This is a genomic window from Stenotrophomonas sp. C9D9, assembly GCF_056491205.1.
The window spans coordinates 156,521-182,050 of record NZ_JBSZIF010000006.1 but is presented as its reverse complement, the minus strand read 5'-3'; the positions used below and the strand labels follow the sequence as shown (position 1 = coordinate 182,050).

General features: G+C 63.1%; 28 protein-coding genes. 6 read left to right on the top strand and 22 right to left on the bottom strand.

Annotated elements, in window-relative coordinates:
• Positions 1–50: 50 nt before the first annotated feature.
• The 20 genes from ACXI0D_RS16300 to ACXI0D_RS16205 all read right to left on the bottom strand — a co-directional run bounded on the left by ACXI0D_RS16300 (position 51) and on the right by ACXI0D_RS16205 (position 18,655).
• Entirely contained in the window at positions 51–1,058 is a 1,008-nt protein-coding gene (locus ACXI0D_RS16300; protein WP_101765715.1) for an XVIPCD domain-containing protein, read from the bottom strand.
• A gap of 57 nt (positions 1,059–1,115) precedes the next feature.
• Complete coding sequence (locus ACXI0D_RS16295) at positions 1,116–1,652, bottom strand: hypothetical protein (protein WP_101765716.1); 537 nt, start codon at positions 1,650–1,652, stop codon at positions 1,116–1,118.
• Between the two features lie 360 nt (positions 1,653–2,012).
• On the bottom strand, positions 2,013–2,336 hold the full coding sequence (locus tag ACXI0D_RS16290) for a DUF4189 domain-containing protein (protein ID WP_101765717.1): 324 nt from the start codon (positions 2,334–2,336) through the stop codon (positions 2,013–2,015).
• Between the two features lie 218 nt (positions 2,337–2,554).
• Complete coding sequence (locus tag ACXI0D_RS16285; RefSeq protein WP_119006457.1) at positions 2,555–3,094, bottom strand: DUF4189 domain-containing protein; 540 nt, start codon at positions 3,092–3,094, stop codon at positions 2,555–2,557.
• Between the two features lie 506 nt (positions 3,095–3,600).
• Complete coding sequence (locus tag ACXI0D_RS16280; RefSeq protein WP_259337398.1) at positions 3,601–3,876, bottom strand: DUF4189 domain-containing protein; 276 nt, start codon at positions 3,874–3,876, stop codon at positions 3,601–3,603.
• 572 nt (positions 3,877–4,448) lie between these two features.
• Positions 4,449–4,607, bottom strand: a complete 159-nt coding sequence (locus ACXI0D_RS16275) for a hypothetical protein (RefSeq protein WP_223224464.1) — start codon at positions 4,605–4,607, stop codon at positions 4,449–4,451.
• 42 nt (positions 4,608–4,649) lie between these two features.
• Positions 4,650–5,198 carry a DUF4189 domain-containing protein gene (locus tag ACXI0D_RS16270; protein WP_223224465.1) on the bottom strand — a complete coding sequence of 183 codons (549 nt, stop codon included), beginning with the start codon at positions 5,196–5,198 and terminating at the stop codon, positions 4,650–4,652.
• A gap of 33 nt (positions 5,199–5,231) precedes the next feature.
• Positions 5,232–6,377, bottom strand: coding sequence for a TrbL/VirB6 family protein (locus ACXI0D_RS16265; protein WP_119006458.1), 1,146 nt, complete (start codon positions 6,375–6,377; stop codon positions 5,232–5,234).
• 61 nt (positions 6,378–6,438) lie between these two features.
• Positions 6,439–7,290, bottom strand: a complete 852-nt coding sequence (locus tag ACXI0D_RS16260) for a hypothetical protein (protein WP_101765720.1) — start codon at positions 7,288–7,290, stop codon at positions 6,439–6,441.
• Complete coding sequence (locus ACXI0D_RS16255; RefSeq protein ID WP_101765721.1) at positions 7,287–9,734, bottom strand: VirB4 family type IV secretion/conjugal transfer ATPase; 2,448 nt, start codon at positions 9,732–9,734, stop codon at positions 7,287–7,289. Before ACXI0D_RS16255 ends, ACXI0D_RS16260 begins: the two co-directional genes overlap by 4 nt.
• 81 nt (positions 9,735–9,815) lie before the next feature.
• Positions 9,816–10,124: a VirB3 family type IV secretion system protein gene (locus tag ACXI0D_RS16250; protein WP_080347493.1), complete on the bottom strand. Its 309-nt coding sequence runs from the start codon at positions 10,122–10,124 to the stop codon at positions 9,816–9,818.
• A complete protein-coding gene (locus ACXI0D_RS16245; protein WP_049444299.1) occupies positions 10,117–10,524 on the bottom strand; it encodes a TrbC/VirB2 family protein in 408 nt (135 codons plus the stop codon). Before ACXI0D_RS16245 ends, ACXI0D_RS16250 begins: the two co-directional genes overlap by 8 nt.
• A 73-nt stretch (positions 10,525–10,597) precedes the next feature.
• On the bottom strand, positions 10,598–11,581 hold the full coding sequence (locus tag ACXI0D_RS16240; RefSeq protein WP_101765722.1) for a lytic transglycosylase domain-containing protein: 984 nt from the start codon (positions 11,579–11,581) through the stop codon (positions 10,598–10,600).
• A gap of 3 nt (positions 11,582–11,584) precedes the next feature.
• Entirely contained in the window at positions 11,585–12,628 is a 1,044-nt protein-coding gene (gene virB11 / locus ACXI0D_RS16235; RefSeq protein ID WP_049444303.1) for a P-type DNA transfer ATPase VirB11, read from the bottom strand.
• A 14-nt stretch (positions 12,629–12,642) separates the two neighbouring features.
• Positions 12,643–13,896, bottom strand: coding sequence for a TrbI/VirB10 family protein (locus tag ACXI0D_RS16230; RefSeq protein WP_101765723.1), 1,254 nt, complete (start codon positions 13,894–13,896; stop codon positions 12,643–12,645).
• A complete protein-coding gene (locus ACXI0D_RS16225; RefSeq protein WP_101765724.1) occupies positions 13,893–14,672 on the bottom strand; it encodes a TrbG/VirB9 family P-type conjugative transfer protein in 780 nt (259 codons plus the stop codon). Before ACXI0D_RS16225 ends, ACXI0D_RS16230 begins: the two co-directional genes overlap by 4 nt.
• Positions 14,669–15,715 carry a VirB8 family type IV secretion system protein gene (locus ACXI0D_RS16220; protein ID WP_101765725.1) on the bottom strand — a complete coding sequence of 349 codons (1,047 nt, stop codon included), beginning with the start codon at positions 15,713–15,715 and terminating at the stop codon, positions 14,669–14,671. Before ACXI0D_RS16220 ends, ACXI0D_RS16225 begins: the two co-directional genes overlap by 4 nt.
• A gap of 89 nt (positions 15,716–15,804) precedes the next feature.
• On the bottom strand, positions 15,805–16,251 hold the full coding sequence (locus tag ACXI0D_RS16215; RefSeq protein WP_042358796.1) for a hypothetical protein: 447 nt from the start codon (positions 16,249–16,251) through the stop codon (positions 15,805–15,807).
• A 431-nt stretch (positions 16,252–16,682) separates the two neighbouring features.
• A complete protein-coding gene (locus ACXI0D_RS16210; RefSeq protein WP_479642807.1) occupies positions 16,683–18,362 on the bottom strand; it encodes a type IV secretory system conjugative DNA transfer family protein in 1,680 nt (559 codons plus the stop codon).
• Between the two features lie 35 nt (positions 18,363–18,397).
• Positions 18,398–18,655, bottom strand: coding sequence for a hypothetical protein (locus ACXI0D_RS16205; RefSeq protein ID WP_049444463.1), 258 nt, complete (start codon positions 18,653–18,655; stop codon positions 18,398–18,400).
• 221 nt (positions 18,656–18,876) lie between these two features.
• Here ACXI0D_RS16205 and ACXI0D_RS16200 point away from each other — a divergent pair, with 221 nt between their 5' ends.
• Positions 18,877–20,088 carry an MFS transporter gene (locus tag ACXI0D_RS16200; RefSeq protein WP_188485209.1) on the top strand — a complete coding sequence of 404 codons (1,212 nt, stop codon included), beginning with the start codon at positions 18,877–18,879 and terminating at the stop codon, positions 20,086–20,088.
• Positions 20,089–20,106: 18 nt separating this feature from the next.
• On the opposite strand, the gene ACXI0D_RS16195 is transcribed toward ACXI0D_RS16200, so the two are convergent.
• Positions 20,107–20,586 (bottom strand): MerR family transcriptional regulator, encoded by a 480-nt coding sequence (locus ACXI0D_RS16195; RefSeq protein ID WP_479642806.1) that lies wholly within the window; start codon positions 20,584–20,586, stop codon positions 20,107–20,109.
• A gap of 89 nt (positions 20,587–20,675) precedes the next feature.
• Here ACXI0D_RS16195 and ACXI0D_RS16190 point away from each other — a divergent pair, with 89 nt between their 5' ends.
• The 4 genes from ACXI0D_RS16190 (at position 20,676) to ACXI0D_RS16175 (ending at position 23,226) form a co-directional block, all read left to right on the top strand.
• On the top strand, positions 20,676–21,914 hold the full coding sequence (locus ACXI0D_RS16190) for an NADH:flavin oxidoreductase/NADH oxidase family protein (protein WP_479642805.1): 1,239 nt from the start codon (positions 20,676–20,678) through the stop codon (positions 21,912–21,914).
• Positions 21,915–22,006: 92 nt separating this feature from the next.
• Positions 22,007–22,483, top strand: a complete 477-nt coding sequence (locus tag ACXI0D_RS16185) for a hypothetical protein (protein ID WP_479642804.1) — start codon at positions 22,007–22,009, stop codon at positions 22,481–22,483.
• 103 nt (positions 22,484–22,586) lie between these two features.
• A complete protein-coding gene (locus ACXI0D_RS16180) occupies positions 22,587–22,856 on the top strand; it encodes a hypothetical protein (RefSeq protein WP_119006461.1) in 270 nt (89 codons plus the stop codon).
• 124 nt (positions 22,857–22,980) lie between these two features.
• The gene (locus ACXI0D_RS16175; protein WP_049444316.1) at positions 22,981–23,226 is read left to right on the top strand and encodes a hypothetical protein; all 246 of its coding nucleotides are present in this window, start codon (positions 22,981–22,983) and stop codon (positions 23,224–23,226) included.
• 45 nt (positions 23,227–23,271) lie between these two features.
• On the opposite strand, the gene ACXI0D_RS16170 is transcribed toward ACXI0D_RS16175, so the two are convergent.
• On the bottom strand, positions 23,272–24,801 hold the full coding sequence (locus ACXI0D_RS16170) for an FAD-dependent monooxygenase (protein WP_479642803.1): 1,530 nt from the start codon (positions 24,799–24,801) through the stop codon (positions 23,272–23,274).
• An 82-nt stretch (positions 24,802–24,883) separates the two neighbouring features.
• Here ACXI0D_RS16170 and ACXI0D_RS16165 point away from each other — a divergent pair, with 82 nt between their 5' ends.
• On the top strand, positions 24,884–25,528 hold the full coding sequence (locus ACXI0D_RS16165) for a TetR/AcrR family transcriptional regulator (protein ID WP_479642802.1): 645 nt from the start codon (positions 24,884–24,886) through the stop codon (positions 25,526–25,528).
• Positions 25,529–25,530 lie beyond the last annotated feature (2 nt).

The following is a 25,530-nucleotide window of genomic DNA, read 5'->3' as shown; positions in this document are numbered from 1 at the left end:
CGCGTCGTACGTAGATCGCCAGCGGGCACCCCGCCCGCCGGCGTCAGGTGTTACAGGGATCGCGAACGCTGCTCGTGCTCGCGGGCAAGCGCAGCCGCCGGGTCCTGCTGCGCAACGCTGGCGGCCAACTGCTGGCTGCTCTGCGCCAGCGGCTGCTGCGCCGCCTGTTCGCGATCGACCGATGCGCGCAACATGGCCGGATCGCCCAGCGCGCCCTGCACCGCAAACAGCGTGCGGCCATCATTGCCGGCCAGGAGGTGATCGATGCGCAACATCCCGGCCTTCTGCGCGCTCAGCGCCAGTGCGCCGGCGGCATTGTCAAGCTCCTGCCCACTGCGCAATCCGCTCTGCGGTCCCATCTGCTGCAGGTGCTGGCGCGCCCCCTGGAACAGGCCGTGTCCCGGCTCGCCCGGCTGCGACATGTCGCGCACGGTGGCCTGCTGGGCCGGCGCCCCGACTTCGCCCCGCTCCAGCCGCGCCATCACATCAGGCGTCAGCTTCTGCTGCCACACATCGAATCTCTGCTGGCGGGCCTCGATACCGTTCAGGCCGCCGTTGATCGCACGCGTCGCTTCGCGCACATCCTCGCGCGCCGCCTCGGGTACCCGCGTCTGCCACTGCCAGACCGCAATACGGCCTGCGTGCTCGGGCTGCGCAGCCAGTTCCGGCTGATTCACCAGGTCCAGATCCAGCGCCTTGCCGGCACGCTCGTAATTCTCCTTGCCGACCAGCGGCAGATAGCCACGTCCGTGATACTTCAGTGCGTCACCGGGCGCGTCATTGCCCATGCGCCCGCCATACATCAGTTCGGCCAGGTTCTCCGGCCGCCCACGCAGCGCCTCCTGGCGGGCGCTCTCAAGCGCGCCATTGCCATTGCGCCACGCCGCTTCCACCGGGATCTGCGAGATACCCCGGGTGAAGTTGAAACTTTCATTGAGCCGGCTCAGGCCACGGGACTCGTGCCCGGCCTGCGCCATGAAGTTGGCCAGTTCCCGGGACGAGGTCATGCCGGCCTCCGTGGCCTGCCGCAACAGCTGCGACTCTCTATCCTGCGACACGGTGCAACTCCTGAATCTTCATCAGCGCGGATTCCCTTCCGCCGGTTGGAGCTTTGCTCATGGAAGCGACACCTCGGCGACACTGGACGGGTCGAAGTCCTCGAACCGCACCCTGCCCAGCTCCGCCACCGAGTAATCACGGACATTGGTCGCTTCGGTCTCGATATCCACGACCTTGCATCTCACCCCGTCCACCCAGCAGGCCTTGTCCGCGGGCGCATAGCGGAACCGGTAGGTGCTGCTCCAGCGCTCGCGGCTACCGCCGTTGGTGATCACGCTGAAGGTGCCTTCCTCGACCATTGCATACGCAAAAGGATCGCCGGCCAGGCCACCTCGGGTGGAACACGGCACCAGCTTGTCGTTGCGCGCAGCCAGCTGCCAGCGCCCGCGCCCGTCACCGCGCAGCAACAGCAGCACCCGGTTGGGTCCGTGCTGGCCAGGCACCAGCCCTTCCGGCGTCGGCTGATCGATGACCAGCAGCTGATACTCGATGCCATCGCCGTTGAGCTCGCCCCTGACGGCTTCCAGCAGGTTCGCACCGGACGGAACAAATGCCAGGGCATCGTCCATGTGTGCGCCAGCCCTGTCTTCCATCCCCTCCCACTCCTTCAATATCGTCTCGCCGATGCTCGCGTCGTAGGCAGGCATAGTGGCGTTGCCCAGTCGCGCCAGTCACCCTGCAGATGCGGATGATAGCTCCGGGAGCACCGTGGCAGCGACGGTGGCAAGCGTCACCCATTGAGCGGGGGGACAGGGTCCTCATGGACGGGAAAGCTCCTGCAATCGGTAGCGCCGAAGCGTCATTTTTCTGACGCCAAGAGAGCTTAGCGCGAGGAGGTCGCTTGCGTCGAAGATCGAAAGCTTGAAATGGCGCTACCAGTCACAAAATTCGGGGCTGCATCCACGAAGCAAGACGGTCGAAGGCGGCGCAACGCCCCCAAATCGCCTGTAGCCTCACGTGCAGTTGTTGAGTAGCAGAGAACAGGCTTTCGCATCGGCATCGATACATTCTCCCACTGCCTTTTCCTCCGCCTCGGGCAGTGTCCCGGCCACTGCAGAATAGGTCTGCTCAACGTCACTGCCACTACTGCGGGCACGGACCACTGCGGCGCACTGGCCAAGCGTGACAGCAGCCACCACTTTGCAGTCACCTGCTCCGCACTGACTGACCGCGGTGTCACGTGCATCACGCTCGTTCAACCCCAAATGGATCGCGGAGCCCTTCGGCGCACTGCCAGCGGCGATCGCGCTCCAAGAGTGGGCGATATTGGCCACCATGCGACTGTTCTTTTCTTTGCGGTGCGGCGTCTGGCTGAGGCCACTCGTGCAATCAGGCGCGCAGCCTGTCTGGCGACTGCCGATGCAGGACCGCTGCCATGCTCGGGAGATTCGTGCTCGGCTGACCGCTTGGGGCACTCAGGCAACGCATTGACTCGACCGGCGCGCGCGTCTCCTGGTATGCCATTGCTCTGATATTCCTTGCCGCACGCCCTTGGTCAAAATTCATCAAACAATGGCTTGGTACAGTTCGAATAGAACACTTCACATCGTCCTGCGCGATCATTGCGGCACATTGCTTCCGACGCGACATGCGCCAACTCGGGGGTAGCCCCTGTCCCAAGTCCCGCACGCCCGGCACCGGATCGCCCACTTGGAATGACCCAGGAAATACACTGATTGAAATAGCTCATGCTGACTGTGCAGTCTCGGGCACCTGAAGCCCCACACTTTGAAACTGCTTCGCGCTCAGCCTCATTCTTGGATCGCAACCCTGTTGAAACCCCGGCATCCTGAGTGCTCTTCGACTCCGCAATTGCCCCCCAGGTCTTGGTCCATTTGCCAGTCGGAGTTGCGAGACGGATCTCAGAGGGGGCAGCGCTTCCAGCGGCACCTCCCGGAATCGGCGCACATCCGCGCGCGCCCTGACCGCCAATAGGGTAATACCCGGGCGGACAATTGCCTTCAGCGAACGCAACTTCGGTCAACAAGAAGAGAAGAAAGAAGAAAAGAATAACCCACCGCTTTGCTCCATTCATAAAACTGTTCTCACTCCCTTCTCACTGGACCAGCCAGACGGTACCGCGATTGACATTTCCTCCATCTCATAGATCGGCTTAGAACAAGCGGAGCAGGCCACTTTACATTGCGCTCCATCAGAGCGCATAGCGAGCCCTGGAACACATATTAAAACCCCTTAGCCCGCCATGGCGATTCTTCGCCCGCCAAATGGGAAATTACTACTTACAATCGCGCCTGCCGCAGAGATTCGACACCCATGATGTGAGCACTAAAAGCACCCACCGCACGAATTTGGCTCCGAATCAGAGGACCTGAATGCCCCCAATTGAACCCAAAGACGCTGGCAACTCCAGTCGCCCGATGACGCACACACGGCGCTGCCGCTTGAGTCCTAACGCGGTACAGCACCCCACGTGGCGCCCCTCGCGTCCTATCGCTCGTAGAAGGCGAATCGCTAATAGCGCCCACCAGCGGCTATTCGGCGTTGCAATCTCCAAGGCTATCAATTAACTATTGAAGAGAACTAGAACTCCTCAAAAATCGGTTTCGTGCAGCTGGCATAGAACTCCACACATTTTCCTGGCTGATCATTCTTGCACATTAACTGGGCCGCAAATAGCGCTCGCTCCGGCGTGGGCCCACCGCCCACGCCCGACTGCCCGCCCCCAGAACGCCCACTTGGAACGACCCAAGAAGCGCACTGATTGAAGTAGGCCAAATCGACCTTGCAGTCACGCGCGCCTCCCGATGCACACTTGGAAAGAGCCTCTTGCTCCTTGACTCTCTTTCCCGTCGACACTCCTGCATCTTGAGTGTTCTTGGAAGACGCTATCGCCCCCCCAGGTTCGCACCCACTTGCCAGTAGGACTGGCAAGCTGAATCTCCGCTGTGGTACCACCTCCACTGGCGGCCCCGGGTATCGGCGCACACCCACGTGCCCCTTGCCCCCCAATCGGGTAGTAACCAGGAGGGCAATTACCTTCGGCAAAGGATTGATACGCTACGCCCAAGATCAAAGAACTGGCGAGAATCGCTTGCGATACAAGAATTTTCATCGCCCGCCACCTCGATCTTTATCATGCATATCGAACTCGCTATGCAGCGCTGCCATTCGCATTTCCTCTAAGCCCAGACGATGGTGGCGGAGAGTCAAAGGCACCCTGCAATCTCGGAGTGACTGCAGAGCCTATACCCATCGATTGAGATTCGTGAGTCGCCGGTGCGTTCGGCTTGTATTGCCCGCAGCCCGTCGAACCCGGCGGCTGACCATTCGGGCCCGGCGATGCTGGCACTGTACTACCGCCTATCTGCGGATATGCCATGAAGCTGCCCAATGTTCCCTAGAAGAACATCGCCGCCGATGGGGCACAGTCAGATCAGCGTGATCAGGATCAAGCCCATGCCGCCTTGCTGCAGTGCCATGCCCGACATACCTTCGCAGAAATTCTCGCCCATCAGCGTACCCGTCAACGTGCTCCCCCAAAAGGCGAACGCAACCTTGGACACCATCCTCATCGCGATGCCGGTCACATCAATGAACCGAAATATCAGGGCTCGACATAAGCCTGCAACTTAGAATTCATCAAATATCGGCTTACTGCAGTCCGAATAGATCTCTTCGCAATATCCCGGCTGATCATTTTTGCACATGGCTTGCGCGTTGAATTTGGCCCTTTCGGGCGTGGGACCAGCTCCAATCCCAGCACGGCCCGCGCCAGAACGCCCCCTTGGAATGACCCACGAGACACACTGATTTTGATACGTGAAGCTAACCGAACAATCAGCAGCACCAGCTGATCTGCATTTTGAGATTGCCTCACGAGAAGCCTCCCCCTTGGATCGCTTACCGACAGAGGTGCCCGCGTCCTGAGTTGCTTTCGATTCAGCAATCGCCCCCCATGTCTTGGTCCATCGCCCAGTAGGAGAGTTTGCGGGCAATTCGGAAATCCCGCCACTCGATGTGCTACTCGGTGCGCCACTTGGAATGGGAGCACAACCTCGGGCGCCCTGACCTCCAATTGGGTAGTACCCTGGCGGACAATTGCCTTCAGCGAACGCAACTTCGGTCAATGAGACGAGAAGAAAGAAGAGAAGAATCACCCATTGCTTTGCTCCATTCATAAAACTGTTCTCACTCCCTTCTCATTGGACCAGCTAGACGGCACCGGAATTCGCATTCCCCCTAAGACCAGAGGCTGACGGCACCGAATCGCCTGCGCCATGCAATCGTGGACTGACCACCTGCCCCACACCACCAGCATCAGCTTGCGTCACAGAAGGCGAACTCGGTTTATAGCTCTGCCCGCCCGTCGAACCCGGCGGCTGACCATTCGGGCCCGGCGATGCCGGCACCGCACTACCGCCTATCTGCGAATATGCCATGAAGCTGCCCAATGTTCCCTGGAAGAACATCGCCGCCATTGGGGGCGCAGTCAGGATCAGAGTGGTCAGGATCAGGCCCATGCCGCCTTGCTGCAGCGCCATGCTCGACATACCTTCGCTGAAATTCTCACCCATCAGCGTACCCGTCAACGTGCTTCCCCAAAAGGCGAACGCAACCTTGGACACCATTTTCATCGCAATGCCGGTCATGGCTGCCAGAACCGCCATGGAGAACATCGTGCCTATGCCGTAGAGCAGCCACTTCTGGAACAGCTGCTTGGTCTGGTCAAACAGCAAGCACAGGATGAACAGTGGCCCCAGGCCGATGAACAACGCCAGCGCGACCTCGTACAGCAGAAGCATTGAGCCAGCCGTGACTGCCGGACCACCCGTGCCCATACCAATGAACCACATGGCACGGGTCTTCGCGTTGTCCAGCGTCACGTCACTCATCACGTCCAGCGCGTCAACGCTGGATAGCGCCAGCTGCATGTACCCCAGGTTCTCATCGATCAGATCCTCCGGTGAGTCCTTCTTCCCGGTCACGACGTAAGTGATCTCGTTCTTCACGTCATTGATGAGAAAGCCATGCATCTCGCGACCGAACATACCCATGGTCGTGGCAACCGACACGATCAGCGCAGCCTTGGCCATGTTGGTCACGAGCACCATCATCGAATCGCGGCTGCGACCGGTGGCGATCCGGAAACCCTGAATCAGCACCCAGAGCGTCATGAGAGTCAGTGCAATGCCACCGACCCACGCCATCATGCGTCCAAGCAGCTTGACGCCGTACTCCGCGATTTCCTTATGCAGGTAATCGAGGATAAGCCGGAAGAACACAAAGTCCCCAATTGAGGATGACGCGTGCAGATTCTGCAGCATGTGCAGGGGGCCTTGCCCCAAGATGCCATCCATCAGCCCAAGATCCATAACTTCACCTAGAATGTGATTGCAGCTCGACCGGAGCAGCGTCTAATCAGTTGGAGAGCGCTGCCTTCAGTGCCGCGGCCTTCACTACGGTACCGAGAGGTGACTGGCCGGTACCCTTCAATGCGCGCTGCGCAAGAATCTGCTGCATCTTGGTCAGCGCCTGAATCTGCTTGTCATACCCTTCAGTCTTCTTTTCCCAGGTCGCAAAATCTGCCTGCATATAGGCATCAGAAACGACTGCATTCGCGGAGGCCTCTGCCATCGCACCCTCGCCGCTCCACAGATCACGGATATCCTTGATCCTGTCCAGCACCCTGCGCATGTCGGGCATCGTCTTCTGCACAACTTCCACGGTCTCGTTGTACTTCTGATTCTCCATGACCTGGATTGCAGCGCAGATGTTGCGCTGCTGGGCCACGATGTCCCCACCCGGGCTCAAGTCCAACGCAGTGAGGATACCGCTCAGGCTCATGATATTGCCGGCGCCGCAGCGCTCGGCGACATTCCACTCAAGCGGAACCGGCTCCAGCTTCACGCCTTGAGGCATCAGTGGCGAGGCGATGATCTGATTGAACTTCGCCAGCTTCTGCGCCCAGTTCTGAGTTGTTTCCAGAAACCGTTGCGCCTGGGTACTGTACTCGAGCAAGGCTTCCCCCTGAGCGGCAAGCGTATGGACCTCAGTCAGCGTGCTGTTGAAGGTATTCAAGCCAACCTCAACCACCGGGATGGTGTATCCCTTCACGGGGAAGCTGAGCAATGCGGCGACGGAAATCGCCATGGCGGTGGAACGGAGCCGGGAGACTGCACTCGGCGTCTTGGCAGTACGGGCAGTGGTTTCCATGTTCTTCTCCATCGAATTCAAAGGGCTTGCTGCGTTCACGTCTGTTGCGACAGTCATGCTGCAACCTCCTTGCTGTTGGATGCGGGCTTTCCGGAGCCCTTGCGGTTCTTGTAGAAATCTTCCAGCCACTGTTCCGGCGTCAGCTCATCCACCGTCACACGTGCACGCACGGCGGCGGTCTGCAGGACACGATGCATGATGTCGATGTTGTCGGTCGACGCCGAGATCACCGACAGGATGTCGTCCATGCCGCGCAGGTTGAGCTGGCAGACACTGGACGCATGACCCTGCTTGACCAGGAAGCAACGCGAGCGCTCGTCCAAGGCGGTAACCACATTGAACTCGGCCTCGGTCAGCTTCAGGCCATCCATGTAGTCGCTCTTGCTGGCGTTCGGGTTCGGCAGCAGGATCAGCGTGGCGGTCTGTTCGATCAGGGCGGCGGAGATATCGCTCTTCAGCGCATCCTCCGGGCTCTGCGTAGCGAAGATGCCCAGACCATTCTGCTTACGGATGGTCTTCTGCTTGTTCTTAGCGAACTCCTTCAGGCCACCTTCGCCGTCCAGGATCTTCCAGAATTCGTCCATCACGTAGATCAGCGGACGGCCGTCGATCAGCGACTCCAGGCGGTGCAGCAGGTAGTTGATGACCGGCACGCGGACTTCTGGGTTGTCGATGATGTCGGTGTAGTCGAAACCGATGATGTTGGCCTTGCTCAGGTCAACGGTATCGATCGGATTATCGAATACCCAGCCCAGCGAATTGCCCGAGGTCCAGCGGCGCATGCGCGCGTAGAGGCCATCGTCACCCATGTTGGGCAGGCTCTTCTGGAAGTTGGTCATGCTGCGCAGGTGCATCGGCGTATCGAGCATGCTTTCCACCGCGCGATAGATGTCTTCTTCCTCGCGGGCGCTGTACTCACGCTTGCCGGCCAAGACCTTGATCAGGTCGGCCAAGAACTGCACGTTGGCTTCGTTGTTCTCGCACTGGAACGGGTTGAAGCCGGTCGGCGCGCCGTTCTCCAGGGCCAGGTAGTTGCCTCCGCAGGCACGCACGAAGATCTCCGCGCCGCGATCCTTGTCGAAGAAGAAGATGGTCGGCGACGGCTCGTACTTCTGCACCTGGCTGAGCAGGAAGTTGATCAGCGCGGTCTTACCGGTACCGGACTTGCCGATCACCATGGTGTTGGCGATCGCCTTCTCGCCCAGCGAGTTTTCCGACGGATGGGTCGCGTGGAAATTGAAGTAGTACGGCTGGCCGTTGGTGGTCTGCAACGTGGTGACGCAGTCGCCCCACGGATTGTTGTGCTGCTTGCCGGTGGCGAAGTTGTGCAGCGGCGACAGGCCCAGGAAGTTCAGCGAACTGACATTGGCCAGGCGAGTGCGGTAGCGCCAGTTACCCGGCAGCTGCGAATAGAAGGACGAGGTAACCGCCAGGTCTTCCTTGGTCGACACAAAACCGGCGTTGGACAGCTCGGCACGGGTCGAGGCGACGTTCTGCGAAAGCTTGGCCTGCGTGTCGCCGTAGACCGCCATGATGAAGTGGTATTCACCCAGCACGAAGTTGCCCGACGACAGCTGATCCATGGCCTGGTCCAGCTCGACGATCTGGCTGACCGCCTTGTCGCCGGAGGAGATCATCATGCCCTTGGTGCGGTCGAGCACCTTCAGCGCATCCTGACGCCCCATCGGGCTGAACGAATGGGTGATGACGTACTCGTAATCCAGGTACTTCAGGCCGTTGAGGATGCCCGGGTAGGTCCCCTCGGCATACTCCTTGATGTTCAGGATGGCGCCAAAATGGTTGGCGCCATTGGGGGTGTTGATCGCAAAATCGCCGGTCTTGGCCGAGAACATGTGGCGGCTGACAGGCAGGTAATCCTTGATCGGCGCCGACAGCACCGGCACCGGCTCATCGATGCGATTGATCAGGTAGCCGAACAGCTCCAGCGTTTCCGAGAACACCACACCGTTCTTGGCTTCGTACATGCCCAGGCGATACGGCGCGTAGTCGCGGATCACGGCCTCGACGTTGCCGGCCAGTTCCATCAGCTTCTCGACCGCCTGTTCCTGCTCGGCGCGCAGCTTGTCTACGTTCGCCGACTTTTCGACAAAGCGCTTACCGGCCACCACCGGGCGGTAGATCATGGTCAGGTACAGCTCGTTCTGCATGATGCGCTGCGAGGACAACATGCCCATGTACTGGTCGGACACGTCCTGGTTGAAGCGCTGCTTGTAGCTGCTCTTGCCCTTCAGCGTGCGGCGGCGACGGATGTCGTGCACCCAGAAAGCGACGTTGACGAAGTCCGGTGCGCGCAGGGTCTGCAGCAGGCGGTTGAACGTGTTGTGGCGATGCTCGAGCTCCCACTCCTCACGGCCGACGAACGGCAGTCCTTCCAGATGCCAGGTCATCAGGTAGTCGCCGCCCGTGGTCTTGACCACGTTCGGAGCGACATGCGACGACAACGGGATGAACTCACTGATGGAGGTGTCAGGGCTGAACATACGACTGCTTCCAAAGAGGTACTGCCAAGGAGTTTCAAGAGACCTGGCGGGCGAGAACGCCCGCCAGGCCGGATCCGGACCTCAATCCATTCGGGCCGGCTTGTTGCGGTAGTGATTGGGGTTGAACACCCACATGCCATCGTGTTCCGGCACGTTGCGCACCTTCAGCTTGAACATCAGGCGCAGGCCCAGCAACCGGAAGATCATTTCGTCACGCTTGGCCATGTGCCGCATGATGAAGATCGCCACCGGAATGGTGAGCAGGAACCAGAAGTTCGTGTACACGCTGAGGAGCAACAGCCCGCCCGCCACCATGAAAAATGGCAGGTAGGGCACGCCCAGGAACATCGCTGGACGCGTGCAACCGCGGAACAGGACGTTCTTATGCACTGTAGTACTGGATCGCGTTGTTGATCAGGTAGTACGTCGTGCTGCCGCCGGTGCACTTGCCGTCGCTGCCCTCGCCCAGCAGCATGCGCGCGATCTGGCCAGCGGCACCGATCAGCACGCCACCGATCAGGATCGGCGCGACGTCACCGATGCGCTTGTGCGCGAAGGCGATCTGGTAGCCGGCGAAGATCACCGCGATGGTCACCACGGCGATCGAGGCCATGTTCAGCAGGCCGTTGATGTTGGAGAAGAAACCGCAGACCTTCTTGTCGGTGCCGCCGAAGTCGGTGCCGGTGGCGAACACCTGCGGGGCGAACAGTGCGCCAACGAAGATCGTGGCCATCAGCAGGGTCTTCAGCGTGCGCTGGGCCTGGACGAGGTCGAGATTGGATCGCTTCATGGATTGATTTCCTTGTTGATGGACTAACACAACTGAATCGACCAGCCGGGGGACTGGCCGCACCACGACTTCGTCAGAACACGAAGGCCGCATCCCCTGCGGGAATCTGCTGCGCCGGCGCAGCCTGCACCGGTGCGTTGAATGAATTGTCGCCACCGGCGACAGGCTGGTTGCGCTCGCTCCAGGGCCGCAGCATCACGGGCCCCTCATTGCCGGCGCCGGCAGCGCCTGGCAACTGCTGCGGCATGGCCATCGCCTGCGCAGCACCCTGCTGAGGCAGTTGCTGCGGCATGCCACTGGCCTGTTGCTGCGGATAGGCGGCCCCTTGGGTGGGCTGCGCCTGCGGCTGCATCATCCGGTCCACCGAACCCAGCACTACCTTGGACAGTGCCTGGTCGGCGATGTTCAGCAGGCTGCCCCGCGCCATCGCACCGGTGGAGGGATACACGACATACGCGCGTGCCGGGTCTTCCGACGGCACGTACACCGGACCATTGGACTGCGCAACGATGCGGGCCTGCGCCGGAGATGCCAACTGCGGATGATGCTCGACCTTCATGCTGCGGCGTTCACCGCGACTCACCACGTCGATCGGCGCAACACCATTGCTGGCAAGCTGCTGCCCGCGGCGCATCGAGTCATAGACTTTCTGCACGTAGCCGTGACGGAAGCCGGTCTCGAAATTACCCGAGTAGTAGCAGCTGAACGACTTGCCCCAGTCACCGCCGGAGCGCTTGTAGCACTCGGCGAGAATGCGCGAACCCGCCTGCAGGTTCGGGCACTGCTGGAAGGCCTTCTCGTAGGAATCCAGGCCGTACTTGCCGAGGTTGTAGCGATTGACCTGGGCCAGCCCGATGGAGAAGTTGTAGCCCTTCTCTTCCAGCATGCGCACCGTCGCCAGCGCTTCATCCAAGGCCTTGGGCTGGCGCACCAGTGCGCCGCCGACCACGCCGATGGCGTAGGGATTGCGCGACGATTCGACGTTGATGACGTGCTGCATCACATCCATCGAGACGGCCATCTCCGGGCACGCCATCATTTCCAGTCCTGGCAGCATCCTTCAGCCCTCCTGCCCCTGGGCACGCCCAGGATTGAAGTCGATGCCGGTGATGTAGCGCGAACCGGCATGCGCCTTGATATGCACGACGATGTCGATGGTCATCATCAACAGTCGCTTGATCACGTTGAATTCGAGGCCCGAACCTTCGGTCGAGGCCTTCACCATCAATGCCAGCTGGTCCCAGGTCTGCTCCGGGCTGCCCGCGTGGCAACTGGTGATCGAACCCGGGTGGCCCGATGCGCAGTTGCGGATGAAGTAGAACGCTTCATCACCTCGCAGCTCTGCCAGGATGATGCGTTCGGGCTTCATGCGCAGGCACGCTTCCATGCAGCTCTTGGCGCTGACATTGCTGGTGCTTTGTCCACCCTTGGAATACAGCAGGTGCACGACATTGGGTTGGGTCAGAAACAGTTCGCGCGCGTCCTCGATCGTGACCAGGCGCTCGCTGTCCGGGATATGATTGACCAGCGCTTTCATGAAGGTGGTCTTGCCGCTACCGGTCGCACCGGATACCACGATGTTCTTGCGGTACATCACCGCACGCCGGAAGAACTCGGCGTACTCGCGCGAATGGCGCAGCTCCAGCAGTTCGCGATCCTGCTCGCTGATGCTGCCATCGCTTTCCAGGATCTGATTGAAGAAGCCGTCTTCGTGATACTGGCTGAGCGACTTGGTGTGCTTGGACGGCAGACGGATGGTGATCGACACCTTGCCAGCGTCACATGCGGGCGGAATCACGAACTGCGCACGCTGGCCGGTGGGGAACGTGAGCGACACGACCGGATCGGCATCGGTGATGCGCTGGCCGGTGTTGCTCTCGTTCACCACCGCCGTGCAGAACTGCCGGGCCCGCTCGAAGGTCAGGCTCGGCACGTCTACCCGCTGCCACCCCGCCCGGGTTTCCAGGTACAGCTCACCGGGACGATTGATGCAGATTTCCGTCACTTCCGGGGACGTCATGTACTCGGCGATGCCCAGCACTTCGTACTGATAGCGCAGGAAATCGCTGGAGACGAGGGCGAGGGGTGACACTTCGGCGTCCATGATCGTTCGTTGGGTTACCGGCGGGGGTGGAGCACGTTGGTGAAGTCGACGTCCTTGGCAACGTAGACGTTCACGATCGTGCCCTGGTTGATGGTGACGGTCGGCGGACGGCGGTTGCTGCTGAGTGCCTCGTTGGCCAGGCGCTCCATCGTGCGTGCGGTAGCACTCTCATAGGGCGACTGCACCGTCATGCCGTTGTTGGCGATGGTGGTCGTCTCCGGACCGTGTTCGGCGGCTGCGTACTTGAAGGCATCGGAAATCAGGCTGATCATCAGCGCCGAGGCGATACGACTGCCCCAGTGCGCGCTGTACTGGCCCGGATGACCGGCGCCACCCAGCTGATCCACGCCCGGGCTGGACATCGCAACGTCGATGCCATTGGGAGTGGTGATGCGATCCCAGATCACTTCCACGCGCTTGCCCATCGGACCGCCGCCGTAAGCGCCATAGATCTTGGAGCCCTTCGGCAGCAGCAGGTTGCGACCATTGATCGAGTACACCGGCTCGGTCAGCAGGCACGAGGTATAGCCGGCGAGATCGGTGATGATGCGGGTTTCCAGCACGCAACGCAGGTAGGTGCCACGCACCAGCAGCGCATCGGGGCTCTGGATGTAGGTGGCACTGGAGACGTCTTCCACGTCCGGCCCACGGCGGATCTTCTGCTGCCCCTGCTGGTTGGGCATCATGTTCGCAAGCAGCGCCTGGCGGGTCTGCTCGTCGATCGCACTGCGCTGCGGTTGCGCGCGATTGCCTGCCGCAAGCGCGGCATCATCCACGCCGGCCATCCGGCGCTCGACCAGCGTCGGCCCACGGGGTTCCATGGCTTCCGGCCGGGACGCGATGGGCACCAGCTTCGGACCTTCGTCCTGCGACATCGGCGGAAGCATCGGAATCGGTTCGGCGGCAGTCGGCGGCGCCTGCGGAGGCGGCGCAACGTCCGGCAGTGTCGGCGTGCTGGCACGTGCGACATCCGGCACCTTCTGCGCGGCGTCATCGCCCTCCTGGCCCTTGCGGAACAGCAGGAAGCCCATGGCCACCAGCAGCAGCACGATGCCACCGAGGAACATCAGCGCCTTGCGGTTCAGCCGCTGCTCTTCGGCCGAGCGCAGCTGCGGTGCGGCCGCATCCAGATCCGGCGCAGGCTCGGCCTGGGTCGTGCCGAAGTACGGGTTCGACTGCGCGTCCGGGGCACCCTGTGCGCCGTACGGGCTCTGGCTCTCGTCGCGTCCGTTGTTCGGGTCGTTTCCGGGAGTGTTCTGCTGGCTCATTTCTTCACGTTCCTTCGCAGGCCGACGACGAAGTCGCCGTGGCGGATGACCAGGTACGGGTGCGTCCCGTGCACGATCAGCGTATTGCCTTCAACCGTGGTGTTGACCACGAAGTCTTCACCGTATTCCGTTTCGCGACCGAACACCGCCGGGAAGATGCCGGTCTTGTACTCCGGCGAATTCGGCAGTTTCAGGTAGGTGAAACGACCATCGTCATAGGCGTTGACCGGGATCAGCCACCCCATCTTCTTCGCCTTGCTGGTCGAATAGGAGTAGTTGAAGTTGTACTGGCGGTCCTTGGCCAGTTCAGAGCTCAACAACGGCTTGGCCTCTTCCTCGACCGCCTCCTGGGCGACGCCGAACACGGTGTCGTTCGGATAGACGAAGGCGATCTTGTACTGCACGCCTGCACGACGGGCCTGTTCCAGCTGGCGCCAGTCGGTGGCCACCACTTTCAGCTCGAAGATGTAGGAATGGGTCTCGGTGCGCACCATCATGTTGGTGTCGACGTCGACGTTCTTCGGCTTGATGTAGAACACGTTCTCGCGGCGGGTCAGTTCCCAGCCGCTGCTGAAGCCGGTGCTGTAGTCGAGGATCTTCTCGTTCGGGCTCAACTCGATCTGGGTGGTCAGACCCAGGCCGGTGCGAACCGGATAGATACGGTCCTTCTCGTACTCGTAATGGTCAACCGCCTGCGCCATTGCCGCTGCTGAGAACAGCAACGACAACATCGACAGCAGCGCCAGTGCGCTTCCCCTGATATTTCGACTACTCATCGGTTGCTTGCTCCATCAGCAGTTCCGGTGGAATTGTTCTGCGCCGGCCTCATGGCCGGCTGTCCGGGCATGACCTGCCCCGGCATTGCTTGCCCCTGCACCGGCTGACCCGGCATGGGTTGCCCCTGTACGGGCTGACCCTGCATCGGCTGGCCCGGCACCTGGCCGTTGGCCGGAACCGCGACCGGCTGGCCGGTAGCCGGATCGATCATCGTGGCCGCGGCCGGATTGTTCGGATCGTAGACGCCCTGCGCCTGCTGCGCGGCCTGCTGCGCCTGCGCCTGCATGGCGCCGTCATCCGGCACTGGCACGCCACGCGAGTAGTCGTTGTCGACGCGGTACTCGGTGACCTGGAACGCCAGCGGGTTGAGGATGCGATCCTGTTCGGACAGCGCCAGGTTCTGGTTGTAGCCGAAGCGCATCGTCACCAGCTGGTTGTCCAGGTAGGTGGCGACGCCAGTGCGCTTGTCCAGCAGGCTGCGCTGGATGCGCACCGAAGCGCCGCGGAAGCTGCCGTTCGGCTCGGCGCCCAGCGGCGTGATGCTGAGGATCTTGACCCGGATGGCGCGCTCGCGGCCATACATCACGAACGGGTTCTGCGGGTTGTTGCCGGCATAGCGCACGCGCATGGACTGCGCCACCGGATCGGTGGACATCACGAACACCAGTTCCCAGTCGCGCAGGCCCATCACCGCCGAGTCGTACGATTCGCGCGCGAGCACGTACTGGGCGACATTGCTGCGATTGATCGCTTCGTTGGTGGTGATCGTCTCGCCCTGGAAGGTGCCACTCAGGCGCGCGACGGTCGCGGTGCCGGTGTAGGCATCGGCCATCACCAGGAACGGCACCTTCTCCTTCAGCGGCAGCATGTAGTAGTAGCCGCCCGCGAGGGCGAGCGACATCAGCAATGAGCCTGTGGCAACCCACCACGCACGTCGCTCGCTGCGGCGTGCCATGTCGGCCACGGTGATCTCGTAGCTGACCGCCTTGGCGACCGACTGCTCGACCTTGGGACTATTGCCGGGATCCTTCTTGCGGAACATGGATTCTTCCGTACTGCTGAAACATCAATGGGCGTGGCACCCCTGCGACAGGCGCGGGGAGCGGCACGTTCGATGATTTCGAGGTGGACTCAGGTGCCGCTGCTGGACTCAGCGCCCTGCGCCGACGCGGTCGGCGTCGAGCCTGCGCTCTGCACAACGATCTGGTTGCCAACGATGGAGACGGAGATGCCCTGCGCTGCATAGGCTGCGGTCAGATCGATCACGGCCTGCTGTGCATTGGTGGTGTCGATGTTCGAGACCGCGCCAAACAGGGTGAAGTCCGAGCTGAGGCGGTAGTCCAGCGTGCGTCCGGAATCCTTGGCCCAGCGCTCGAGCATGGCTTTGAGCGTGCCATCCATCGGCGAGGCCTGGTAGACGTAGCTGGAGTACAGCGGGATTTCGGTCGTTGCCGCAGCAAAGCGGTTGACCGGCTTCCAACGGCCTCCGAAATCGGGAGCGGACTTGGTGGCACAACCTGCCACCATCAGCGCCGCCACTGCGGCGATGGACATTTTTGCGATAAACGCCTGATTCATACGGGCTTCACTTTGACGTACGAAAAAGCAGTTCCGAGCGTTGGATCCCTGGTCGTCCGGCGCTGCATGGCGCACGCCGGAAACGGGGAGACGCGCTGGATTGCAGCACACCTGCCCCGGCTCCCCTGCAGCCTTGCGGCTGCCAACCAGGTTGCAGGCCGAGCGACGGACTTCAGCCGCCACGCACCTGCACACCCTTACCAACGTCGAAACCATCCTTGTTTCCATGGCACAAACTCCTGGCCACCCTACTGCTGAAACTTTGACACCCGGCACATATTTCCGGACCTCAAACATAGGGTCGCACAACCACGCGTCAATTCCATGTCAGGAAAACCTGAAAATCTATCTCTCCGTGCTATTTTTTTGACGAAGCTCACCAATTCACGTTACTGAATACGAATGAAGTTCACATTTTTACATCTGTGAATTCAGACTTTGAGCATCGGAACGTCCACCTTCGGCAGCAGTCTCGAAGTGAAGTAACGGTCCTTGTAGTACCGGATCTTGTCGCACTTCACCGGATGCGGTATGCCCTCGTACAGGAACACCTCCATGTCCGGCCCCATCGCCTTCAGCTCCTGCGGCAGCATCAGCGCGCGCCGTTCCTCGGTGAAGTTGTGGGTCTTCTCGCGGGCATGGGTGACGTTCTTCTTGCGCACCGTGGTGTAGCCCAGCATGTCCGAGTAGTCGTTGGCATCCTGCTGTTCGCGCGGCGCGTACAGGATCTGCAGGGCGTGGTTGGTGATGATCGTGCGCGAGACTTCCCGGCCGTAGGTGGCATCGAGCTGCGACATGCTCTGGATGATCGGCAGCAGGCGGATGTTATAGCCCGCCATGTAGGACACCGCCGAGGCGATGATCTCCACTTTGCCGATCGAGGTGAATTCGTCCATCAGCAGCAGGCACTGGTACTTCAGGTCCGGGTTGGACTTGGGCAGTTCCTTGGTGTTGAGGTTGATCAGCTGGCTGAAGAACAGGTTGATGATCAGCCGGCTCTCGGCCAGCTTGTTCGGCTGGATGCCGATATAGATGGTCATCTTCTTCTTGCGGACGTCGGTCAGCAGGAAGTCGTTGCAGCTGGTGGCCTTGTCCAGCACCGGATTGATCCAGGGGTTCAGCGGCTCCTTGAAGGTGCCCAGGATCGAGGCGAAGGTCTCATCGGCCTGCGACAGCATGTTGGCGAACGCCGAACGTGCGTTGGCACTGAGGAACGATCGCTCCGACAGGGTCTTGAGGTACTTCTTCAGTTCGGTGCCGTCACCAGAGGACAACCGGTACACCGCGCCCAGCGTGGGCGTGCCCGAGCCGCCCGGGAAGCCACTGCTGCGCTCGTCGTCCCAGTTCTCGAACAGGTACAGGGTGAAGGCCATGAACGCGTTGCGTGCCTGGCTGACCCAGAATTTCTGGTCCTCGGCCCCGTCCGGATACAGCATCGCAGCGATGCTCATCAGGTCCGAGACGCGGAAGGCCGGATCGTCGGAGACGTAGCTGAGCGGGTTCCAGCGGTGCGCGCGCCGATCCTCGGCGAAGGGATTGAACAGGTAGATCTCCTGGCCCTGGCTGGCGCGCCAGCCGCTGGTCAGGTCGAAGTTCTCCTGCTTGATGTCCAGCACCACCAGTGATTCGCCGTACTCCAGCAGGTTCGGGATGACCACGCCCACGCCCTTGCCCGAGCGGGTCGGCGCGGCCAGGATCACGAACTGCTGGCCATCGAGGCGCACCAGCTTGCCGCCATGGCTGCCGACCACGATGCTCTGGCCGGTCTTCTTGAACATGCCGTGCTTGGCCAGGTCGGCACCGGTGGCGAAGCGCGCGTCGCCGTGCAGCGAGCGCTTGTCCTTCTTCAGCAGCAGCACCAGGCCGGTCACCAGCAGCACCAGCAGGGGCAGGCCGAAGCCCACGTAGCCGGCCCATTTGATCTTGCCCACGAAGGGCGCAACCTGCGGCTGGCCGATGGCGTGGACGTACTGGTAGTAGGTGTTCCAGGTGAACAGCTGGGTGTCCAGCCCCAGGAACAGCAGGGTCAGGTAACCGGAAAACACGAAACCAAGCAGCAGGGTCGCCAGCGTGATGATGGCGATGAGCAGATACTTCTTACTGGGCAACACCCGAATCCTCCATGATGCGCACGCGGCGCGACGGCCTAGCGGTGGCGCCAGCGCGACGCCTTCTTCCGCAGGTGGTTCTCGTTCTCCAGCCCGGGCTCCTCGCCCTCCTCACGCACCAGTTGCAACAAGCGTTGGCGCGCTTCGGCCAGTGATATCAGGTCGGTCAGACGATCCCCATCGTCGGCGACGACCGCATGGCCGACCACATCGCCCGGAGCGTACACCGGCGCGTAGGACACCGCTACCAGCTGATAGCGCCCGCGCGACTCCAGCACGTGCCTGAACTCCTGCATCGATCCGCCTCCTTGTTTGAGCAACGCCACAGTCCCCTGCACCGCCATCATGCCCGCTGGCATGTCGTCTGCACATGCACACCGGCGGCACGGATCGGCGGCCCCTCCCGCAGCGGAGGCGGCATTACCACCGATCAAACACTGATTTACCCCCAGCGTGGCTGCCCCTGCTGCGGTGCAGCAGTACAATGGCCGGCTCCCCGCCCCCATCGCGCCCCCGCATGAGCCCCAACTCTTCCCTGGCTGCGCGGCTGACGCCCCGTCAGCGCACCCTGATCATCCTCGCCCTGTCGCTAGGTGGCTTCGCCATCGGTACCAGCGAGTTCGCCAGCATGGGCCTGATGCTGGAGATCAGCCGCGGCCTGTCGATCTCCGAAACCCAGGTCGGCCATCTGATCAGCGCCTACGCCATCGGCGTGGTGGTCGGCGCGCCGATCCTCGCCTTCGTCGGCGCCAGCTTCCCACGCCGCAAGCTGCTGCTGGCACTGATGGGCTTCTACGCGGTCGGCAACCTGGCCAGCGCATTGGCACCGAACTACGGCACGATGCTGGTGGCGCGCTTCGTTGCCGGCCTGCCGCATGGCGCCTACTTCGGCGTGGCGATGCTGGTGGCCGCGGCGATCAGTCCCGCCGGCCAGCGCGGCCAGGCGATGTCGCGCGTGCTGCTGGGCCTGTCGATCGCGATCCTGGTCGGCAACCCGCTGACCACCTGGCTGGGCCAGCAGCTGAGCTGGCGCACCGCCTTTGCCCTGGTCAGCGTACTGGCCATCGCCACCGTGGCGATGATCGCGCGCTTCCTGCTGCCGGACCCGGATGAAGTGCGTACCTCGCCGATGCGCGAGCTGCGCGCCTTCAACACCACCCAGGTGTGGCTGGCGCTGGCAATCGGTGCGGTCGGCTTCGCCGGCATGTTCTGTGTGTTCACCTACCTGGCACCGACCCTGGTCCAGGTCACCGGCGTGGCCGAATCGTGGATGCCGCTGGCGGTGGGCGTGTTCGGCATCGGCGCGATCATCGGCAACATCGCCGGTGGCTGGCTGGTGGACAAGTTCCACTTCAAGGCCGCCGCCGTGGTGCTGCTGTGGTCGATCGTGATGTTGCTGCTGTATCCGCTGGCCGCGCAGTCGGTGTGGACCATCGGCCCGATGATCATCACCGTCGGCACCATGGGCGCGCTGGCGGCGGTGCTGCAGACCCGCCTGATGGACGTGGCCGGTGAAGCGCAGACGCTGGCGGCCGCCTCCAACCATGCCGCGTTCAATACCGCCAATGCACTCGGCCCGTGGCTGGGCGGCATGGCGATCAGCGCCGGCTTCAGCCCGGCCAGCACCGGCTATGTCGGTGCGGCTACCGCGATTGGCGGCCTGCTGCTGTGGTGCGTGGCAGTGACGCTGGACAAGAAGCGCAAGACTGCCGTCGCCGGCAGCCACTGAAGAAACCGCGCCGGGTCGTCAGTCGCTGCCCAAGCGGCGGCGGCGATCCGGACGCAGCAACGCGGTATCGCCGGCCGCCAGGGTCGGTCGCGCCAGCTCACCGCGCTTCACGCGGTCCAGCACCCGCCGCGAATTGGCTGCACAGTCGATGCCGTCCGGCCGTGCCTGGATATCCTCGATCAGGGCCAGCAGGTGCGCCCGGCTCTCTGCCAACCGCCGCTGCAACGCCTCGATGTCGGCCACCTTCTGCTGCAGCATCGTGATCAACGCATCGTGCTGCCACTGGCCCATGTCCGGCGGCAGCAGGGCGCGGATCTCTTCCAGGCTGAAGCCTGCACGCTGCGCGCCCGTGATCAGCTCCAGCAGCAGCACCGCCTGTTCCGGGTAGTCACGGTAGCCATTGGCCTGGCGCTGCACCACCAGCAGCCCCGCGTCTTCATAGAAGCGGATGCGCGACGCCGCGAGGCCCGTGAGGCGGGCCAGCTCACCGATCTTCATCTGTATGAATCCTCGACATCGGAGCCTGTTGACCTTCAATCAAACTTGAAGGTTAGCGTAGCGCCATTCCCCTGTCCTGGAGCTGTCCGATGTCGCTGTTCTCGCCCCTGGCACTACCCTCCGGTGCCGTCATCCGCAACCGCATCGCCAAGGCGGCGATGGAGGAAAACATGGCCGACGCCGACCACGCGCCTTCCGATGCGCTGCTGCAGCTGTACCAGCGTTGGGCCGACGGCGGCGCAGGGCTGATCATCACCGGCAACGTGATGGTCGATGGCCGCGCCATGACCGGTCCCGGCGGGGTGGTGCTGGAAGACGATCGCCACCTTGACCGCTTCATCGCCTGGGCCGAAACGGTACGCTCGCGGGGCGCGCAGATGTGGATGCAGATCAACCATCCCGGGCGGCAGATGCCGGCCGCACTCGGCCAACCCGCACTCGCGCCGTCAGCCGTCGCCCTGGAGATGGGCGCGCTGTCCAGGCAGTTCGCACCGCCGCGGGCGATGACCGAGGCGGACATCGAAGAGGTGATCGCCCGCTTCATCCGCAGCGCCGAGCTGGCCGAGCGCGCCGGCTTCAGTGGCGTGGAGATCCATGCCGCACACGGCTACCTGCTCAGCCAGTTCCTGTCGCCCCTGTCGAACCGCCGCGACGACCGCTGGGGTGGCAGCCTGCACAACCGTGCGCGCCTGCTGCGGGAGATCGTGCAGGGCGTGCGCGCCACCGTGTCACCCACGTTTGCGGTGGCCGTGAAGCTCAACTCCGCCGACTTCCAGCGCGGCGGCTTCTCGCCCGAGGATGCGCGCGAAGTGGTGGAAATGCTGGCGCCCCTCGGCGTGGACCTGGTCGAGCTGTCCGGTGGAAGCTACGAAGCGCCGGCCATGACCGGTGCCGCGCGTGACCAACGCAGCCTGGCCCGCGAGGCCTACTTCCTGGAGTTCGCGCGTGAGATCGCCACGGTGGCGACGATGCCGCTGATGGTCACCGGCGGTATCCGCCGTCGCGCCGTGGCCGAGCAGGTACGGGACAGCGGTGTGGCCATGGTCGGCATCGCCACCGCGCTGGCGATCGAGCCGGATCTGCCGCAACGCTGGCAGCAGGGACGCGATCCGGTGCCGACACTGCGCACCATCGACTGGCGCAGCAAGCCGTTGGCCGCCAGCGCACACATGGCAGCGGTGAAGTACCAGCTGGCGCGGCTGAGCCAGCGCCGCCCCACCGCGCCGGGTGTCTCACCGGTGTGGGCACTGTTGTTGGCACAGGCCGCTGGCAAATGCCGGACTCGCCGGTATCGGCGCTGGATCGGTGCACGCGCAGGCAAATATTGAGCGGGCAGGCTTCTCATCGCTGAAGCGATGCTCCACCATCTGCATGATCGGCGGCAGCCCGTCGCCGGTCGCAACAGGCAGAAGGAACCCTCGTGGCAGCAGGACGAACCAGGAACCGCGAAAAGCTGCTCGATGACCTGCTCTCGCTGGGCCGCAACTGGGCGCTGGCCATCGCCATCGCAGGCGCCGGGGCCGCGGTCCATTACAGCGAGTCGGTATACGAAGCAGGAATCTGGCGCGGCCTGCTGCCCACGCTCTGCTTCCTGGTCGCCATCGTCTGGATCGTGCTCAGCATCATCCGCTTCGACCTGACCATCCAGCAGCACTTCGAGCGGAAACTGTCGCGCTGGCTCAGCCGCCTGCTGTATGTCGTGCTGCTTGGCACCGGCATCACCGCCGTGTTCTTCGTCACCGAACTGGCGGAAAACAACCACATCGCGCGGATGTGCGACTCGGTGGCCAACGAACCCGGCAGCCGCATCCACAGGTCGGCCGAATGCCAGCGCCTGTACCAGCATCGCGCGGCGTACCGGCAGCGTCTGGAATCGGCCGAGGGTGAGTTCGACTGAACGGGCTTCATCGCGGTCTTCGCGCGCGATGAACACATTTCGTGGATGTGCATTTCGGCACAGTGCAGCCGACGCCGCGCTCTCGGCCCGCACCGGACCCGCAATGCACCACCACCGCGCACCTGCCCGCCATGATGCCATCGCCCTGCAGGCCGGCATGCTGGGCAGCGTGTTGGGCGTGGCGTTGTTCAAGGCCATCGCATTGTCTGCGTTGGCAGCCGGTTCGATGATGGGCATCGGGCTATGGATGGCAGCCTGCGCGCTGCTGGCGGCGTGGGCGCTCGCAGCCTATCTGGCCTGCCTGGCACTGAGCCGACGCGTGTTCGTGCTGATGCTGGTGCTGTGCACGGTACTGATGATCTGCATCGCCTGATCTGGCAGGGGCCGGACTATCGCGCAGATGTTACAGAATAACAAGTGCAGTTGGTCCGATTGTGCGTGCCCGGTGTCGCGGATTTGAATTCCATGGCCATCCCGGCATCACCCGAGACCACCCCATGGACCTGCAGCTCCCACTCCGCGCCACCCTCATTGCCATCGCCCTGGCGTCGCTCAGCGCCTGCGCCACCTATGACGACAGCAACATGCATCAGGCCTGTCAGGAGTCGCCCCAGCTGAAGGACCTGCCACGCGAGGTCGCTGCCCGCGAGAGCCGCTGCAACAAGGGCATGGAAGTGTGGTCGAGCGAGCGCAAGGGCAGTGACAAGCCGATCGACCTGAGCGGCAAGAAGAAGGATCTGTAACCGGGATCGGCGCAGCCGGCGTCGGCTGCGCCGCTGTCACCCGGGTCAACCCGCGGCCGCCGGACCGAACCATCGCTGCAGGGCTTCACGCAGCCCGGCCTCGGTGTCACCGGCATTGCAGGCCCAGGCGACGATGCCATCCGGGCGCACCAGCATTGCAGCCAGGCCCAACGGACTGTCTTCGGCCGCCATTACGCTGGCAACGCACCGTCGCCAGCCTTCGGTGACGGCACCCGAGGAAGCGGCCGGGCCGAACTGCAGCAACACGCCCTGCCCCGTCCGCAGTGCTTCACCCACGCGACGACCATCGGCCAGCCGGACGTCGGGCGTGCTGCGCCCGACCAGTGGATGGATGCCGCCCAGGTCCACCTGCTGCACAACGCCCCAGACCCGCTCGGCCAGATACGTGGCGCCGTCAGGGGTGTCGGCCAGTTCGGCGATCACCGCCGCCAATGCGCGCGAGCCGGCGCCCGGCCGCATCAACGCAACCTGCGCGCGCGACCAGTCCAGCACCTTCGCACCGATCGGGTGCCGCTCGGCCGTGTAGCTGTCAAGCAGTCCATCATCGGCGGTACCGCGCACCACCTCCGCCAGTTTCCAGCCAAGATTCATCGCATCGCCGATGCCAAGATTGAGCCCCTGGCCGCCCAGCGGCGAGTGCACGTGCGCCGCATCACCGGCCAGCAGCACGCGGCCGATGCGATAGGTCTCCGCCTGGCGCGCGCCATCGGTCCAGGTGCTCGACAGCCGCAGCGCGGTGATCGCTACGTCGCGACCAGAGACGCGCCGTAACAGCGCCTGTGCGGCCTGCTGGTCGAGTGGCGTGCGATGGCCCGCGCCACCGTCGAAGTCGGCCAGTGCCACCACGCCCGGTGGATTGAAATTGCACATGCCGTGATCGGTGTATTGCCGACCTGGCGTCAGCATCGCCGGATCGTCCAGCTCGACCAACAGCGAGTGCCCGGTGAATTCAGGGGCGGTGCCGACGAAGCTGAAACCACATTGCTTGCGCACGGTGCTGCGGCCGCCGTCGCAGCCCACCAGCCAGCGTCCTCGAACCGTTGCTCCCGCGGTCTCAACGGCCACCTCCGTTTCACCGGGGTGGACCGCCTGTACCGCACAGCCGCGCTCGATGCGCACACCCAGTGCGATCGCACGCTCGACCAGCACGGCTTCCAGCGCCTGCAGTTCCACCGCCATCTGGGTGGGCACCGGCGTCGGCAGGCGATGGCGCCAGCGTGCACTGTCCACGTTGTCCAGGGCGAAAGGAATGCCGGCGAAGTGGCCGCCCAGCGGTCGCGGTTGCGCCAGCCAATGGGCGGTGCCGGGCGGCGGTGCGCCCTTGTCTGGCTTCAGCACCTGAAGGGCGGCCACCGCGTCCAGCAGGCCACGTCGATCCAGCGCCTCCAGGGTGGGCGCGTTCAAGCCGCGCAAGCCAAAGGGCAGCCGCTTCAAGGGTGTCTCGGGTGACCCTGCCTGCTCCAGCAGCATGACCGAACAGCCGGCCTGGGCCAGCTCGCAGGACAGGAACAGGCCGACCGGGCCGGCCCCGGCGATGACGACGTCGTACAACATGGGATTTCCCTGTGAGCGCCGGGCCGGCGCTCTGGCGGCGCCAATGTTACACTCGGTGTACGTTTCCACAAGTGAACCGCCCATGACCCCGCCGCCGGGCCGCCGCGAGCAGCGCAAGACCGAGACCCGACAGACCATTTCGGACGTCGCCACCGAGTTGATCATCCGTCATGGCTTCGAATCGGTGTCCATGTCCGAGATCGCCGATGCGGCCGGGGTCTCGCGCAAGACGGTCTTCAATTACTTCGCCAGCAAGGAAGACCTGGTGTTCGACCGCGATGAGGAGGCCCGCACCCTGCTCCGCGAGGGCATGACGGCGCGCCGCGGCATGACCCCGCTGGCCGCGTTTCAATCGCTGGTGCGGGAGTTGCTCGCCAGCGGCCATCCCCTGCTGCGGATCAATGCCGGTGCGGGGGCCTTCTGGGCCACCGTGGCCGACAGCCCGGTGCTGGTGGCGCACGCACGGCGGCTGCAGGCGCAACTGGCCGACGACCTGGCGCAGCTGATGGCAGACGCCGTCGGCCGACCGGCGCACGACGCGGAGGCACGCCTGGGCGCAGCCATGCTGTTGGCGTCGATGGTGGCCGCCTATGAGAAAGGACTGGCCAGCCAGCGGCAGGGCGAGGATCCACGCGAGGCTATGCTGCAGCTGATCGTGCGGGCTGGCACCGGCGTGCTGGTGGCTTTGGCGGGAACCCCCTATACCGACCCGGGCCTGCGTCCATAGCG

Coding starts and splice junctions, on each gene's coding strand:
- ACXI0D_RS16230 (WP_101765723.1), bottom strand. CDS start 13,896: ATGAGCCAGCAGAACACTCCCGGAAACGACCCGAACAACGGACGCGAC.
- ACXI0D_RS16200 (WP_188485209.1), top strand. CDS start 18,877: ATGAGCCCCAACTCTTCCCTGGCTGCGCGGCTGACGCCCCGTCAGCGC.
- ACXI0D_RS16290 (WP_101765717.1), bottom strand. CDS start 2,336: ATGGTGGCCAATATCGCCCACTCTTGGAGCGCGATCGCCGCTGGCAGT.
- ACXI0D_RS16255 (WP_101765721.1), bottom strand. CDS start 9,734: ATGTTCAGCCCTGACACCTCCATCAGTGAGTTCATCCCGTTGTCGTCG.
- ACXI0D_RS16220 (WP_101765725.1), bottom strand. CDS start 15,715: ATGTTCCGCAAGAAGGATCCCGGCAATAGTCCCAAGGTCGAGCAGTCG.
- ACXI0D_RS16245 (WP_049444299.1), bottom strand. CDS start 10,524: ATGAAGCGATCCAATCTCGACCTCGTCCAGGCCCAGCGCACGCTGAAG.
- ACXI0D_RS16270 (WP_223224465.1), bottom strand. CDS start 5,198: ATGAATGGAGCAAAGCAATGGGTGATTCTTCTCTTCTTTCTTCTCGTC.
- virB11 (WP_049444303.1), bottom strand. CDS start 12,628: ATGGACGCCGAAGTGTCACCCCTCGCCCTCGTCTCCAGCGATTTCCTG.
- ACXI0D_RS16215 (WP_042358796.1), bottom strand. CDS start 16,251: ATGAATCAGGCGTTTATCGCAAAAATGTCCATCGCCGCAGTGGCGGCG.
- ACXI0D_RS16240 (WP_101765722.1), bottom strand. CDS start 11,581: ATGCTGCCAGGACTGGAAATGATGGCGTGCCCGGAGATGGCCGTCTCG.
- ACXI0D_RS16295 (WP_101765716.1), bottom strand. CDS start 1,652: ATGGAAGACAGGGCTGGCGCACACATGGACGATGCCCTGGCATTTGTT.
- ACXI0D_RS16165 (WP_479642802.1), top strand. CDS start 24,884: ATGACCCCGCCGCCGGGCCGCCGCGAGCAGCGCAAGACCGAGACCCGA.
- ACXI0D_RS16175 (WP_049444316.1), top strand. CDS start 22,981: ATGGACCTGCAGCTCCCACTCCGCGCCACCCTCATTGCCATCGCCCTG.
- ACXI0D_RS16190 (WP_479642805.1), top strand. CDS start 20,676: ATGTCGCTGTTCTCGCCCCTGGCACTACCCTCCGGTGCCGTCATCCGC.
- ACXI0D_RS16225 (WP_101765724.1), bottom strand. CDS start 14,672: ATGAGTAGTCGAAATATCAGGGGAAGCGCACTGGCGCTGCTGTCGATG.
- ACXI0D_RS16180 (WP_119006461.1), top strand. CDS start 22,587: ATGCACCACCACCGCGCACCTGCCCGCCATGATGCCATCGCCCTGCAG.
- ACXI0D_RS16195 (WP_479642806.1), bottom strand. CDS start 20,586: ATGAAGATCGGTGAGCTGGCCCGCCTCACGGGCCTCGCGGCGTCGCGC.
- ACXI0D_RS16205 (WP_049444463.1), bottom strand. CDS start 18,655: ATGCAGGAGTTCAGGCACGTGCTGGAGTCGCGCGGGCGCTATCAGCTG.
- ACXI0D_RS16170 (WP_479642803.1), bottom strand. CDS start 24,801: ATGTTGTACGACGTCGTCATCGCCGGGGCCGGCCCGGTCGGCCTGTTC.
- ACXI0D_RS16260 (WP_101765720.1), bottom strand. CDS start 7,290: ATGACTGTCGCAACAGACGTGAACGCAGCAAGCCCTTTGAATTCGATG.
- ACXI0D_RS16265 (WP_119006458.1), bottom strand. CDS start 6,377: ATGGATGGCATCTTGGGGCAAGGCCCCCTGCACATGCTGCAGAATCTG.
- ACXI0D_RS16285 (WP_119006457.1), bottom strand. CDS start 3,094: ATGAATGGAGCAAAGCGGTGGGTTATTCTTTTCTTCTTTCTTCTCTTC.